The sequence below is a fragment of the Actinokineospora alba genome (assembly GCF_004362515.1).
In the GTDB taxonomy this organism is placed as follows: domain Bacteria; phylum Actinomycetota; class Actinomycetes; order Mycobacteriales; family Pseudonocardiaceae; genus Actinokineospora; species Actinokineospora alba.
Genome location: NZ_SNXU01000001.1, coordinates 4,857,968 through 4,871,394, shown reverse-complemented (window position 1 = coordinate 4,871,394; position 13,427 = coordinate 4,857,968). Strand labels below are relative to the sequence as shown.

The 13,427-nt window shown below is 70.1% G+C and carries 14 protein-coding genes; 7 read left to right on the top strand and 7 right to left on the bottom strand.

What is annotated here, in order from left to right; all coding sequences use genetic code 11:
• Positions 1-2: 2 nt before the first annotated feature.
• The 4 genes from C8E96_RS22445 to C8E96_RS22430 all read left to right on the top strand — a co-directional run bounded on the left by C8E96_RS22445 (position 3) and on the right by C8E96_RS22430 (position 2,774).
• On the top strand, positions 3-215 hold the full coding sequence (locus C8E96_RS22445; RefSeq protein WP_091382433.1) for a hypothetical protein: 213 nt from the start codon (positions 3-5) through the stop codon (positions 213-215).
• Between the two features lie 66 nt (positions 216-281).
• Positions 282-1,535 carry an SAM-dependent methyltransferase gene (locus tag C8E96_RS22440; RefSeq protein WP_228770204.1) on the top strand — a complete coding sequence of 418 codons (1,254 nt, stop codon included), beginning with the start codon at positions 282-284 and terminating at the stop codon, positions 1,533-1,535.
• A complete protein-coding gene (locus tag C8E96_RS22435) occupies positions 1,532-2,344 on the top strand; it encodes a DUF1295 domain-containing protein (RefSeq protein ID WP_091382438.1) in 813 nt (270 codons plus the stop codon). Before C8E96_RS22440 ends, C8E96_RS22435 begins: the two co-directional genes overlap by 4 nt.
• Complete coding sequence (locus tag C8E96_RS22430) at positions 2,319-2,774, top strand: peroxiredoxin (protein WP_091382440.1); 456 nt, start codon at positions 2,319-2,321, stop codon at positions 2,772-2,774. The genes C8E96_RS22435 and C8E96_RS22430 overlap by 26 nt, the downstream gene beginning before the upstream one ends.
• A 133-nt stretch (positions 2,775-2,907) precedes the next feature.
• On the opposite strand, the gene C8E96_RS22425 is transcribed toward C8E96_RS22430, so the two are convergent.
• From C8E96_RS22425 to C8E96_RS22400, 6 genes are all read right to left on the bottom strand, one after another.
• Positions 2,908-3,567, bottom strand: coding sequence for a peptidylprolyl isomerase (locus C8E96_RS22425; protein ID WP_228770213.1), 660 nt, complete (start codon positions 3,565-3,567; stop codon positions 2,908-2,910).
• A 176-nt stretch (positions 3,568-3,743) separates the two neighbouring features.
• A complete protein-coding gene (locus C8E96_RS22420) occupies positions 3,744-4,871 on the bottom strand; it encodes an LCP family protein (protein WP_228770205.1) in 1,128 nt (375 codons plus the stop codon).
• A gap of 115 nt (positions 4,872-4,986) precedes the next feature.
• A complete protein-coding gene (locus C8E96_RS22415; RefSeq protein ID WP_091382448.1) occupies positions 4,987-6,210 on the bottom strand; it encodes an SAM-dependent methyltransferase in 1,224 nt (407 codons plus the stop codon).
• Complete coding sequence (locus tag C8E96_RS22410; RefSeq protein ID WP_228770214.1) at positions 6,207-6,947, bottom strand: DUF1365 domain-containing protein; 741 nt, start codon at positions 6,945-6,947, stop codon at positions 6,207-6,209. The genes C8E96_RS22415 and C8E96_RS22410 overlap by 4 nt, the downstream gene beginning before the upstream one ends.
• Positions 6,935-8,203, bottom strand: a complete 1,269-nt coding sequence (locus C8E96_RS22405; RefSeq protein WP_407642650.1) for an NAD(P)/FAD-dependent oxidoreductase — start codon at positions 8,201-8,203, stop codon at positions 6,935-6,937. The genes C8E96_RS22410 and C8E96_RS22405 overlap by 13 nt, the downstream gene beginning before the upstream one ends.
• Before the next feature lie 10 nt (positions 8,204-8,213).
• A complete protein-coding gene (locus C8E96_RS22400) occupies positions 8,214-8,924 on the bottom strand; it encodes an alpha/beta hydrolase (RefSeq protein WP_228770206.1) in 711 nt (236 codons plus the stop codon).
• Between the two features lie 63 nt (positions 8,925-8,987).
• On the opposite strand from C8E96_RS22400, the gene C8E96_RS22395 reads away from it, so the two are divergent.
• The 3 genes from C8E96_RS22395 (at position 8,988) to C8E96_RS22385 (ending at position 11,180) form a co-directional block, all read left to right on the top strand.
• Positions 8,988-9,812 (top strand): alpha/beta fold hydrolase, encoded by an 825-nt coding sequence (locus C8E96_RS22395; RefSeq protein ID WP_091382452.1) that lies wholly within the window; start codon positions 8,988-8,990, stop codon positions 9,810-9,812.
• A gap of 83 nt (positions 9,813-9,895) precedes the next feature.
• Positions 9,896-10,477, top strand: coding sequence for a nucleotidyltransferase family protein (locus C8E96_RS22390; RefSeq protein ID WP_091382454.1), 582 nt, complete (start codon positions 9,896-9,898; stop codon positions 10,475-10,477).
• Positions 10,467-11,180 (top strand): sugar isomerase domain-containing protein, encoded by a 714-nt coding sequence (locus C8E96_RS22385; protein ID WP_091382456.1) that lies wholly within the window; start codon positions 10,467-10,469, stop codon positions 11,178-11,180. Before C8E96_RS22390 ends, C8E96_RS22385 begins: the two co-directional genes overlap by 11 nt.
• 240 nt (positions 11,181-11,420) lie before the next feature.
• Here the strand turns inward: C8E96_RS22385 and C8E96_RS22380 are convergent, their stop codons facing one another.
• Positions 11,421-13,253, bottom strand: a complete 1,833-nt coding sequence (locus tag C8E96_RS22380; protein ID WP_407642649.1) for an ABC transporter ATP-binding protein — start codon at positions 13,251-13,253, stop codon at positions 11,421-11,423.
• Positions 13,254-13,427: the final 174 nt, after the last annotated feature.

The window sequence follows — 13,427 nt, the reverse complement described above, 5'->3', positions numbered from 1 at the left end:
ACATGAACGGTAAGGGTGGACATCTGTCCGACAGCGAGGCCGAACTCTTCGCTCAGCTCCTGGAACGCTACTGCGAGTTCGAACTCGACCAGTTCGACCACTGGATCGTCGACACGGCATACGGCGAAGTGTTCGTCGGCCTCACCCGCGAGTTGCCGCCCAATCATCCACGCGAATTCTATGCACCCTTCCGGCGTCCCAAGACCGAACAATGACCCACCAAGGGCAATCCCGATCGAGCCCGCCTCCGAATACTCGTCATCATCGACGAACGGAGAGTCGTGGCCATCGCCTCCACGCTGGCGCAGACCGCCGAACAAGCCATCGGCGCACCCCTCCCCGTGCGGCTCCGCGCCTGGGACGACAGCGAGGCCGGGGCCGCCGACGGGCCCGTCGCCATCGTGCGGTCCCGGCGGGCCCTGCGCAGGCTTCTCTGGGATCCGAACGAACTCGGCCTCGCGCGCGCCTACGTGAGTGGGGAGCTCGACGTCGAAGGGGACCTGGCCGAAGCCCTGTCCCGGTTCTGGGCGCTCGCCGCCGCCACCAAGCCGAAGCTGACTCTCAAGGACAAAGCCAGGATCGTGGCAACCGGCCTCAAGCTGGGCGTCTTCGGCAGGCGGCCGCCCGCTCCCGCCGCCGAGGCCAGGCTGTCCGGCGACGAGCACAGCAAGGACCGCGACCGGGCCGCCATCGCCCACCACTACGACCTGTCCAACGAGTTCTACAGCCGCGTCCTCGACCCGCAGATGGCGTACTCCTGCGCCTACTTCACCAAACCGGACGACCCCATCGAGGACGCGCAGCGGGCCAAGCTGGACCTGGTGTGCGCCAAGCTCGACCTGCGCCCGGGCGACCGGCTGCTCGACGTCGGCTGCGGGTGGGGGGCGCTGGCCATCCACGCCGCCCGGCACTACGGCGCGCACGTCACCGGGATCACGCTGTCCGCCGAGCAGCGCGCGTTCATCCTGGCCAGACTGGACGAGTACGGATTGGCCGACCGGGTCGAGGTGCGGCTGCAGGACTACCGCGACCTCGACGACGAGCCGTTCGACGCCATCGGCACGCTGGAGATGGGCGAGCACGTCGGCGCCGCGAACTACCCGACCTACGCCGCTACCCTGTTCCGCATGCTCAAGCCGCAGGGCAGGCTGCTGCTGCAGCAGATGTCGCGCGGCGCCCGCGCACAGGGCGGCGGGGCGTTCATCGAGTCCTATGTGGCCCCGGACATGAACATGCGGCCGGTCGGGCAGACCGTCGACCTGCTCGAACAGGCAGGCCTCGAGGTCCGCGACGTCCACGCGCTGCGCGAGCACTACGTGTGGACCGTGCGCGCCTGGGCGCGGACCCTCGAGGAGAAGTGGGACGAGTTGGTCGACCTGGTCGGCGAGCAGCAGGCCCGGGTGTGGCGGCTCTACCTGGCGGGCGGCGCGCTCGCGTTCGAAGAGAACCGGATGGGCGTCGACCAGATCCTGGCCGTGCGGCCCGCCGCGGACGGCGCCAGCGGCTTCCCCGCGACCCGGGAGGTCTTCCGGTGATCCTCAACCTGGCGGTCACCGCGGCCGTGACGGCGCTGGTGATCGTGGCCGCGTTCGGGATCAGCCTGTGGCGCGGCCGGTACGACACGATCGATACCGTGTGGGGCCTGGGCTTCGTCGTGATCGCCGTCGTCTCGTTCGGACTGGCCGACGGATCCCTGGCGTTCCGGCTCACCGCGACAGCGCTGACCGCGATCTGGGGACTGCGCCTGGCGGTCCACCTGCACCTGCGCAACCACGGCAAACCCGAGGACCGCCGCTACGCGGAGATCCTGGCCAAGGCCAACGGCAACCCGAAGGCGCACATGTTCCGGGTGGTGTTCCTCACTCAGGGCGCGGTCATGTGGATCGTGTCGCTGCCGGTGCAGGTCGCCCAGTACGGCCAGCACGTCTTCGGTCCACTCGCCTACCTGGGCGTGGCGCTCTGGCTGGTCGGGTTCACCTTCGAGGCGGTCGGCGACCGGCAGCTGAGCCGGTTCACCGCCGACCCGTCGAACAAGGGCCGGGTCCTCGACACGGGCCTGTGGCGCTACACCCGACACCCCAACTACTTCGGCGACGCCTGCGTATGGTGGGGTCTGTACCTGATCGCCTGCCACTCGTGGGTCGGCGCGGCCACCCTTCCCGCGCCGCTGCTCATGACGTTCCTGCTCGCCAAAGGCACCGGCAAACCCCTGACCGAGAAACACCTGGCAAGCACCCGCCCTGGCTACGCCGACTACGTCGCACGCACCAGCGGATTCCTGCCGCTGCCACCCAAGAAGACACCGAGGAGTCCATCTGATGCGGCCCGGAGATCTCGTTCCTGACTTCAAGCTCGAAGACGAGACGGGCGCCGAGCGCGCCCTGTCCGAATTCCTTGAGACGGGACCGGTCGTCCTGTTCTTCTACCCGGCCGCGATGACGTCGGGGTGCACCGCGGAGAGCTGCCACTTCCGCGACCTCGCCGCCGAGTTCGCCGAGGTCGGCGCCCACCGCATCGGCATCAGCCCGGACTCGGTGGACCGGCAGGCGAAATTCTCCTCGATCCACTCGTTCGACTACCCGCTGCTGTCCGACCCGGATGGCGAGGTCGCCACCCTCTTCGGCGTCCGCCGCAAGTTCGGCCCGCTGCTCACCAAGCGCATGACCTTCGTAATCGACACTGACAGCAAGGTCCTTGAGGCGATCAAGAGCGAGCTCCGCATGTCCGTACACGCCGACAAAGCCCTAGAAGCCCTCCGCGCCCGCAAGCCCTGACCCCCGCGAGTCGCCCCTCCCAGCAAACGAGTCGCCCCGTCCGGCAAGTGAGTTCGACATTCGGGATTCGCGAATGTCGAACTCACTCGCCCGGAGGGGCGACTCGTTTGCCGGAGGGGGCGACTCGCGGTGGTCAGCGGGCGTGGAGGATGGTGGTGGTGAGGGTGGGGGTGCCGTCGACGGGGGCCGGGTCCTCGGGGGTCGGCTCGATTCCGCCCGCGGCGACGGTGTCCAGTGTGGACAGGCCGGGGAGGTCCACCGTGCCGAAGACGGTGTAGTTCGGCCGCAGGCGGGAGTCGCCGTATACCAGGAAGAACTGGCTGCCGTTGGTGTCCGGGCCGGCGTTCGCCATGGCCAGCACGCCACGCGCGTAGACCTTGCGGGTGCCGGTCGTGTCGCCGGGCCAGTCGGGCAGGTCCGTGGGCAGTTCGTCCTTGTACCGGTAGCCCGGCCCCTTCTCCCCCGTCCCGCTCGGGTCGCCGCACTGCAGCACCTTGAGCGTCGGGTACGCGGTCAGCCGGTGGCAGGTGGTCACGTCGTAGAACCCGTGCCGGGCCAGGTGCAGGAAGCTCTGGACCGTGCAGGGCGCCTTCGCCCGGTCCAGGGTCAGCCCGATCGGGCCCTGTGACGTCCGCAGCTTGACCTTGACCGTCCCGTGCGACGGCGTGTGCGCGGGATCGCGCGGCAGCCGGATCGGCCGGGCCGCCGGGTCATCCGGGGTCTCCGTGTACTGGCACGGGCCCTTGGTCACGCCCGGCTGGTCCTCCGCCGCGGCGACGCCGGTCGGGACCATCACCGCGCCCGCGACGAACACGGTGGCACACAACAGCCTTGTGAGCTGCACAGCTGCTCCTTCGGTCGGGGTCATAGCAGCGAGCGAGTGTAGGGCGCACGCGCGAGAACCCGACAGGGCCGATCAGGGGGCAGCCAACCGCCGCGCGCCCGAACAAAGGCGCGCGGCGGTAAAGCTCAGGGCGCCCCGACGATCAGCTCGTCGGCCACCTCGGAGTCGGTCCGCAGCGCCTCGAACAGCTTGGGCGCCTTCACCGCGTCCCACAGGATCGCCGATCCGACACCCTTGACGTTCTTGCTGCCGCCCATCGGGACGGTCGTGGTGATCAGCCCGCCGTCACCGGCCCCACCCATCGCGAACGCGACCGAGGGCAGGTTGTGCAGGTGCGTGTCGTCGTCCACCGAGATGGCGTCGGGCGCGCTTCCCAGCAGCGGGAACAGCTTGAACGGGTTGGCCAGCGTGCCCGCGCTCGTCGCCTTCTTCGTCAGCGCGCCGATGAACGCCCGCTGCCGGATGACACGGTCGAGGTCGGCCCGCGGCCCCTTGCGGGTGCGGACGTACCCGAGCGCGTTGGCGCCGTCGAGTTCCTGGCAGCCCGCGGGCAGGTTGATCCCGGCCAGCGGGTCGTTGATCGGGGCTTCGAGGCACATCTCGACCCCGCCGACCGCGTCGACGACATCGGCGAAGCCGCCGAAGCCGATCTCCATGTAGTGGTCGAGCCGCAGGCCGGTCTCGGTCTCCACGGTCTTCGCGAGCAGCTTCGGCCCGCCGAACGCGTAGGCCGCGTTGAGCTTGTTCTTGCCCTTGCCCGGGATGTCCACAAGGGAGTCGCGCAGCAGCGACACCAGCGTCGGGCGGGTGTCGTTGTCCGGCACGTGCAGCAGCATGATCGTGTCGGTCCGCTGCCCCTTGGCGTCACCGGTGGCGAGGCGTTCCTCGTCCTCGGCGGTGAGGCCCTCGCGGCTGTCGGACCCGACGATCAGCCAGTTGGTGCCCGCGCCCGCCGCGGGCCTGCCCTCGTAGTCCTCCAGCGCGTCGATGCGCGTCAGCGAGGACTCCAGGTAGATCCACAGCCCGGCGACGAGTCCCACGATGACCAGCAGCACGGTCAGCGCGATCCGTTTTCCCCGCTTCTTGCGGCGCGGCGGGGGCGGCGGCGACCCGTAAGGCTGGTGCTGGCCCCGCGGTCCGCGCGGCGGGGGCGGCGGCTGCCTGCGGTCGTATCCCTGCCCGCCCTGCGGCATCGCTCTGGTCGGGGCGTATCTCGGTCGGCCGTGCTGATCCTGCCCATGCCCATAGCTCACGAGAGTTCTCCAGCCAGACGATTCACTGAGACCGTTCCCCTTACCTGTCCACGGCAGTGCGGGGAGTCTCCCACTCCCCTTACCAAGGACGCGGGACCCCTACCCGGGGTTGCGTTCAGTGACCGATGGACAGTTGGCGCACCCCCAGGTAGCCCGACCGGAAACCGGCCTCGGAGTACGCCAGGTAGAACTCCCACATCCGGCGGAAAGTGTCGTCGAAGCCCAGGTCGGCGATGTCGGACCAGCGTTCGGTGAACCGCGCCCGCCACTGCCGCAGCGTCTCGGCGTAGTCGAGGCCGAAGTCACGGTGGGCGAGCACGCGCAGGCCCGTGTGGGCGGCCACGCTCTCGTCGATCGCCTCGGTCGACGGGATGAGCCCGCCGGGGAAGATGTACTTCTGGACCCACGTGTAGGAGTCGCGCGAGGCGAGCATCCGGTCGTTCGGCATGGTGATCGACTGCAGGCCGAACCGGCCGCCGGGTTTGAGCAGCCGGTCGACGGTGGCGAAGTACGTCGGCCAGTAGCGCTGCCCGACCGCTTCGATCATCTCCACGCTGACGATGGCGTCGTAGCCGCCCTGCGCCTCGCGGTAGTCGCGCAGCAGGACCTGCACCCGCTCCGACAGCCCCGCTTCGGCGATCCGCCGCTCGGCGAGGACCTTCTGTTCGCCGGAGATGGTCAGCGTGGTCACCCGCGCGCCGCGGCGGGCCGCCTGGATCGCCAGCGCGCCCCAGCCGGTGCCGATCTCCAGCACGTGGGAGCCCGCGCGCACGCCCGCGTAGTCGAGCATGCCGTCGATCTTGCGAACCTGTCCTTTGTGGAGGTCGGTGTCGCCCGGAGCGAACAGCGCCGACGAGTACGTCATCGTCTCGTCGAGGAACGCGGCGAACAGATCGTTGGACAGGTCGTAGTGCCGGTGGATGTTGGCCCGGGCCGCGGCGACGGTGTTGTCGGCGCCCGCGGGTTGGCGCCGGTCGACCCAGCGGCGCAAGGTCTGCAACGCGGGCGGGATCAGCGTGCTGATCCGGGCGGCGAACTCGGTCAGCACCGCCACCAGGTCCGGGCTGGTCCAGTCGCCGACCATGTAGCCCTCGCCGAAGCCGATCTTGGCGTCGACGCCGAGGCGGTGGAAGAACGCGTTCGGCCGGTGCACCCGCATGACCGGCGCGTCCGGGCCACCCGCGCCCATCCGGGTGCCGTCGGGGAACAGCACCCGGATCGGCAGCGTGCGGACGGCGTTGGCGAAGACGATGCGCGCGATCCGAGCCCGCGCGGGGCCGCGCGGCGGGGAGTACAGGGTTCCCCAGGGCTGCGCGGAGCGGAGAGTGGTGTCAGTCATCGGACTCGTTCCTGGGCGACGGGTGAAGGGGCGGCGGGGCGGGGGATGACGGGCACGCGGCGCAGCCACAGCGCGATGCCGTGTCGGCGGATCAGCGCGGAGACCCGCTGCGGCATCAGCGGTCGCCGGACGACGGTGCGGAGGACCTCGGCGGTGGTCGCGCGGCGCCGGTCGCCGACGAGGGTCGCGGTGAACGGGGTCTTCCCGCCCTGGCTCAGGGCCACGGTCAGGGACAGGACCGCGCCGGGCCGGGGCAGGCGCATCCGGTACGTGCCGCCCAGCTCGAGGAACGGCGAGACGTAGAACTCCTTGTCGGCGCGTGCCCGGCCGCGGTCGTCGGTGTGCAGCAGGTAGCGGTGCCGCCCGCCGTAGGTGTTGTGCACCTCGGCGACCACGCACACCACCCGGTCGGCGCTGTCGTGCACCCAGTACACGGTGATCGGGTTGAACACGTAGCCGAGGACCCGCGCGCTCGCCAGCATGAGGACCCGACCGCTGACCTCGATCCCCTGTGGCACCAGCCAGTCCGCGAGGTTGTCCTTGATGGACATGGCAGGGTCGCCGAGGTGGTCGCGCGCGTCGAACCGGGCGAACGGCCGCAGCGGCGCGGGCAGCCGCGGCGGGTCGTCGAGGTCGACGAGCCACAGGTAGATCCGGTGCTGGAAGGTCCGGTTCAGCCGCTCGGTGCGGGTGTGGGTGACGATCGCGTCGTAGATCGCGGCGGTCACGACGACCAGCCGGCGCCGAACGCCGCGGCGGCGCGGACCCCGGACGCGCAGCCGTCCTCATGGAAGCCCCAGCCGTGGTAGGCACCCGCGTAGGCGACCGAACGGTCGTTGAGGGCGGGCAGTTCCCGCTGGGCGGCAACGCTTTCCGGGGTGTAGACCGGGTGCTCGTACACCATCGAGCGCAGCACGCTCGCTTCGTCGACCCGGTCGCGCGCGTTGAGGCTGACCACGTACTGGTCCTCTTCGGACAGTCCCATCAGCCGGTTCATGTGGTAGCTCACCCGCACCGGGCCGCTCACCGAGTCGCACGCGGGTTTGAGGTAGTTCCACGATGCCCGGGCGCCCTCCGCGCGCGGCAGGATCGACGTGTCGCTGTGCAGCACGGTCTCGTTGACCGAGTAGCTGAACGCGCCCAGCACGGCCCGCTCTGCGGGCGTCGGCTCGGCCAGCAGCCGCAGCGCCTGGTCCGGGTGGGTGGCCACGACAGCGTGGTCGAACCGGCGGACCACGTCGGCGTCGTCGCGGACCTCCAGGTGGTCGGCGTGGCGGACCAACGCGCGCACCGGGGTGGAGACCTCCACCGCGGTCAGACCTTTGGCGGCCCGCTCGACATAGGTCCGGGAGCCGCCCACGACGGTCCGCCAGGTCGGCGAGCCGGTGACCGAGAGCATCCCGTGGTGGTGCAGGAACTCGAACAGGTACCGGGCCGGGTACCGCATGCTCAGCTCGGCACCCGCCGACCAGACGGCGGAGACCAGCGGGATCAGGAAATGGTCGACGAAGTAGCGCGAATAGCCGCCGACCACGACGAACCCGCGCAGCGTGATGTCTCCAGGGTCCTCACGCAGGACCCGCCGGGCGTGCCGGTGGAAGCGATTGACCTCGCCGAGCATCCGCAGGAACTTCGGCGAACGCAGGTTCGTGGGCTGGGCGAACAGGCCCCGCGCGCCGCGCGCGCCCGCGTACTCCAGGCCGCAGCCCTCACAGCGCACGCTCATCGACATCTCGGACTCGCGGGTCGCCACACCCAGTTCGCCGAAGAGTCGGATCAGGTTCGGGTAGGTCCGTTCGTTGTGGACGATGAAACCGCTGTCCACCTGGGCGATCGTGCCCGCCGAGGTGGGCAGGTCGTGGGTGTGGGCATGGCCGCCGATGCGGTCGTCCGCCTCGAAGAGCGTCACGTCGTACCGACGTCGCAGCAGGTACGCCGCCGTCAGTCCGGACACGCCGCCGCCGATGACCGCGACCCGCCGCCGATCCACCACTGGGGCCTCCCTAGAGAGGAATGCGCAACCCTTCCGGTGAGGGCTGTCCCAGGGCATTCGTTATGACGGGGTCGAAAGGTTGGGTCCCGAGGGCACCGAGTGTGAAACCGGTGACCAGCCGGGTCCACGCGGCGGATTTCCGCAGCATGGCGTGCCCTTCGTCGTGCACGTCGAAGTGCGCGACCCGGTCGGTGACGGCCTTGGCGCGCTCCGCGTAGCGGAAGGACAGCTCGGGGTCGGTCATCTTGTCGAGCAGCCCGTGCGCGATGAGGACCGTGCGGCCCGCCAGCTGCTCGACCGGCTCGTTCGGCTTCGTCCACGGCGCCAGCGCGCAGACCGCGACCACGGAGTCCGCCCCCGCGACCCGCAGCGCGGTACGACCGCCCATCGAGTGGCCCACGAGCGCGACCGGCACGTCGCCGTGGGCGCGGCGGATCTCGTCGAGCGCCCACGCGGCGTCGAGGACGGGGTCGAGCTCGGGGGCGTTCCAGCCCCGATAGCGGTAGCGCAGGACCCAGGCGGCCACGCCTTCACTGCCGCCCTCGTGCCGGATGTCGCGGGCGAACGGGAGCATCCGCAGGTAGGCCGAGCGGTACCGGTGCACCCGCTCATGGCTGCGCTCGCGGCCCCCGTGGAGCAGGAGCGCCACGCCGCGGACGTTCTCGGTCGGGCCGAAGACCCGGATGGCGGGCCGCGCCCTGTCGTTCACGCTGTCATTCACAGGACAATCTTCGCAACCGGCGCCAGTCCGGTTCGGTCAGTGTGAGTGAGTACATTCCGGCGGGTGAGCGACCACCTTCAGATCACCACCGCCGCGGGCGCCTTCGACGCGCTGTGCGGAGGCTCCGCGGGCGGGCAGCCCGTCCTGCTGCTGCACGGCTTCCCCCAGGCCTCCACCGAGTGGGGCCATGTGGTCGGCGAACTCGGGCGCGCGGGATTCCACGCCGTCGCACCGGACCAGCGCGGCTACTCCCCCGGCGTCCGGCCCGAGGAGGTCGGCGACTACCGGATGGACGACCTGGTCGCCGACGTGCTGGCGATCGCCGACGAGCTGGGCTGGTCCCGGTTCGACCTGGTCGGGCACGACTGGGGCGCCGCGGTCGGCTGGCACACCGCCGCCGAGCACCCCGACCGGATCCGCACCCTCACCGCGGTGTCCGCGCCGCACCCGGCGGCGATCGCTGCCGCGTACCGCGAGGACGAAGACCAGCACCTGCGGTCGCAGTACATCTCGGTGTTCAAGGAGCGCTCGGCGGAGAAGCGGCTGCTCGCCGACAACGCGGCCGCGCTGCGCCAGATGTTCGAGTACCGCGTGCCGCCGTCGCACATCGAGGACTACGTGACCCGGCTGTCCGAGCCGGGGGCGATGACCGCGGCCCTGAATTGGTACCGCGCGACGCGGTGGAACGTCGCGCCTGAGGCGGTGTCGGTGCCGACGATGTACGTGTGGGGCACCGAGGACGTCGCGTTCGGTTCCACGGCGGCCCTGGCCTGCGGGAAGTGGGTCACGGGCGCCTACCGGTTCGAGATGTTGGAGGACGCCTCCCACTGGATTCCGGAGGAAGCGCCGGACGCGCTGACGGCGCTGCTCCTAGACCACTTGCGCTAGCCCACCGGACGGTCTGCGACATCCACCGGACGTGGTGGGGCGCGGTCCTTCTCGATCTTCCCGGATACCCCTAAGCTCGCTGCATGGCGGCCTGCGCGGTGGCGGGACTGCTCCTGGCCGCGGGCGGGGGCAGGCGGTTCGGGATGCCGAAGGCGCTCGTCCCGTGGGGCCCCGGCCTGCTCGTCGAACACGCCGCCACCACCCTGGCCGACGCGGGCTGCGACCCGGTGATCACCGTCCTGGGCGCCGCCGCCGACGAGGTCCGCGCCCGGTCGAAACTGCCCGGAGTCGTGATCGACAATCCCGACTGGGCCGACGGCATGGGCTCGTCGCTGCGGGTCGGCTTGGGCGCCCTCGGCGACTCCGACGCAGTGATCGTGCTGACTGTCGACACCCCGGGCATCACCGCGGACGCGATCCGCAGGCTCGTCGCCATCGCAGCGCCCGACGCCTTGGCCCGAGCCACCTACGACGGCGTTCCCGGCCACCCGGTCCTGCTCGGCCGCGACCACTGGCGCGGTGTCGCCGAGGCCGCCGACGGCGACACCGGAGCCCGCCCCTACCTCGCCCGCCACCGCGTCACCGACGTGCCGTGCGCTGACATCGCCGACGGCGCCGACGCCGACCGGCCGGAAGACCTGCCAGGGAGGCCCCATGACCAGTGACCTGATGCTCGCGCACCTGACCGAGGTCGCGACCCACAACGCCGACGCCCTCGACGACGTCGCCGACCTGGTCCTGGCCTGCATCCGCGCGGACGGCCTGGTGCTCACGGGCGGCGCGGGGCACTCCCTGGCGGCGGTCGCGGAGACGTTCTTCCGGGCGGGCGGCCTGGCCTGCGTGCGGCCGCTGTTCCATGAGGATCTTCAGGTGTTCGCTGGGGTCCGGCGCGCGCTGCAGGCCGAGCGGACTCCTGGCCTGGCTCGGTCGGTGTTCCGGAATCTGCACCTGTCCGGGCACGAGGTGCTGTTCGTGTTCTCGAATTCGGGCGTGAACCACTATCCGGTCGAGCTGGCCCTGTGCGCTCTTGACGCGGGGTGCCCGGTCATCGCTGTCACGTCCCTTGCCGCGACCGCTGCCGCACCTCGACGGGCGGGGACGACGTTGGCGGCGAACGCGACGATTGTGTTGGACACGCTTACCGCGCCCGGGGATGTGGGCTATCCGGAGTCGAAGGCGGTGACGGCGCCGTTGTCGTCGGTGACTGTGGCGTACTTGTGGAACCAGGTGTTGATTCGGCTCAACGATCGGGCTGCTCGGGAGGGGATGGAGTTGCCGTTGTGGCGGAGCTCCAATGTGGAGGGTGGGGATGAGGCGAACGAGGCGCTGATGCAGCGGTACGCGGATCGGATTCCTACGCTCGCTTGATCGCTGCCTTGCCGGGTCTGGCTGTGGGGTGCCTGTTTGGGTGGAGTGGTTTCTTTGGGGCCCCTACGAAGAAAGACCCCTGTCGTGGGAAAGCGAGGTGGGAGCCTTCGGCCCCACGACCACGGCAAGTTTAGGGGTCTTTCTTCTCCCCCAAAGAAACCACTCCACCCAAACAGGCCGTTGCGTTGGGCCGTTGCGATTCGGGAGTGTTGGGGTGTTGGGGGGCCGGTGGTTGTTCGGCTATGCCACGGCGTCTTGTTCGGCGAACTGGGTTCGATATAGGTCTGCGTAGCGGCCGTCCCTTGCCAGCAGCTCATCATGCGAACCACGCTCGACGATTTGGCCGGCCTCGACCACGAGGATCTGATCAGCAGCGCGGATCGTCGACAACCGGTGGGCGATCACGATGGCCGTCCTTCCCTCCAGTGCGGTGGCCAGCGCTTCCTGGACCGCTACCTCCGACTCCGAGTCCAGATGCGCGGTCGCTTCATCGAGAATGACCACCCGAGGTTGCGCGAGCAGCAGCCGCGCGATCGTCAACCGCTGCCGTTCCCCGCCGGAGAGTCGGTACCCGCGCTCCCCCACGACCGTCTCCAGCCCGTCCGGCAATGAGTCGATCAGCTTGCCCAGTCGGGCCTGTCGCAGCGCGGACATGATCTCCGCGTCGCTCGCGTCGGGAGCCGCGTAGGCCAGGTTCGCGCGGATTGTGTCGTGGAACAGGTGGCCGTCCTGGGTGACCACACCGACGGTGTCGCGCAGTGCGTCGAAGGACAGGTCGCGGACGTCCACGCCGGACAGCCGGACCGCGCCGGAGTCGATGTCATAGAGCCGAGGCACCAGCGACGCGATCGTCGACTTGCCTGCGCCCGATGATCCGACCAGGGCGATCATCGCCCCGGGCTCGGCGACGAATGACACGCCGTGCAGGACTTCCTCTCCGCCGCGTTGGTCCAGGACCGCGACCTCCTCCAGCGACGCCAGCGAGACCTTGTCCGCCGCCGGATACGCGAAGCGCACCGAGTCGAATTCGACTGAGACCGCGCCCGGAGGCACAGTGCGGGGGTTGGGCTTCTCGGAGATCATCGGGGGCAGGTCGAGGACCTCGAAGACTCGTTCGAACGACACCAGCGCCGTCATCACGTCGACGCGGACGTTCGCCAGGGCGGTCAGCGGGCCGTAGAGGCGGGTGAGCAGCAGGGCCAAGGCGACAACCGTGCCGGGGGCAAGGTCGCCCTTGAGTGCCAGGTAGCCGCCGAGGCCGTAGACCAGCGCCTGAGCGAGTGCCGACACCAGCTGCAGGCTGGTCATGAACCAGCGCGCCGCCATCGCGGTGCGCACGCCGATGTCGCGGACCCGGCCTGCGCGCTCGCCGAACTCGACGGCCTCGACGTCGGGGCGGCCGAACAGTTTGACCAGGGTGGCGCCGGGTGCGGAGAACCGCTCGGTCATCTGGGTGGTCATCGACGCGTTCAGGGTGGAGGACTCGCGCTGGAGGTCGGCCATGTGCCTGCCGACGCGGCGGGCGGGGAGGACGAACACCGGCAGCAGGATCAGCGCCAGCAGGGTGACCTGCCAGGACAGGGTCATCATCACGCCGAGTGAGAGCACGAGGCCGATCACGTTGCTGACCAGCCCGGACAGGGTCGAGGTGAACGCCCGCTGGGCGCCCATCACATCGTTGTTGAGCCTGCTGACCAGCGCGCCCGTGCGGGTGCGGGTGAAGAACGCGACCGGCATGCGCTGCACGTGTTCGAAAACGGCGCGCCGCAGGTCGTAGATCAGGCCTTCGCCGATGCGGGCGGACTGCCACCGCTCGGCGACTCCCAGGACGGCGCCCATGATGGCCAGCGCGGCGATGCCGACGGCCAGCCAGACCACGACGGACACGTCGTCGCGGCCGACGATCGCGTCGACGACCTTGCCCGCGAGCAGCGGGGAGGTCACCCCCAGCACCGCCGAGACGACGGTCAGGAGCAGAAAGATGATCAGCCGCGGGCGGTGCCTGCGGCTGAACGTGAAGACGCGCCGGACGGTGCCCTTGCGCAGCCCCTTGGGCAGGTCGGTCGAACGCATCGAGCGCGCCATGCCCCTCATCATCGAGTTGTCCACGCGCACCCCCTCTCTTGATACAGCTCTCGTACAACACGCGGACCGGCCTGGAACTTCCCGCCCACGTCGGTGGTGGTCTCGATCACGTCGGTAGCCTGCCCTGCGACGGTGACAGAAATGTGGGCGATGGGGGGCTCG

Bases quoted from the DNA above. Each gene is read 5' to 3' on its own strand.
- C8E96_RS22425 (WP_228770213.1), bottom strand. From the start codon at position 3,567: ATGGTCCCGACCGGCGTCGCCGCGGCGGAGGACCAGCCGGGCGTGACC.
- C8E96_RS22385 (WP_091382456.1), top strand. From the start codon at position 10,467: ATGACCAGTGACCTGATGCTCGCGCACCTGACCGAGGTCGCGACCCAC.
- C8E96_RS22445 (WP_091382433.1), top strand. From the start codon at position 3: ATGAACGGTAAGGGTGGACATCTGTCCGACAGCGAGGCCGAACTCTTC.
- C8E96_RS22390 (WP_091382454.1), top strand. From the start codon at position 9,896: ATGGCGGCCTGCGCGGTGGCGGGACTGCTCCTGGCCGCGGGCGGGGGC.
- C8E96_RS22380 (WP_407642649.1), bottom strand. From the start codon at position 13,253: ATGCGTTCGACCGACCTGCCCAAGGGGCTGCGCAAGGGCACCGTCCGG.
- C8E96_RS22430 (WP_091382440.1), top strand. From the start codon at position 2,319: ATGCGGCCCGGAGATCTCGTTCCTGACTTCAAGCTCGAAGACGAGACG.
- C8E96_RS22415 (WP_091382448.1), bottom strand. From the start codon at position 6,210: ATGACTGACACCACTCTCCGCTCCGCGCAGCCCTGGGGAACCCTGTAC.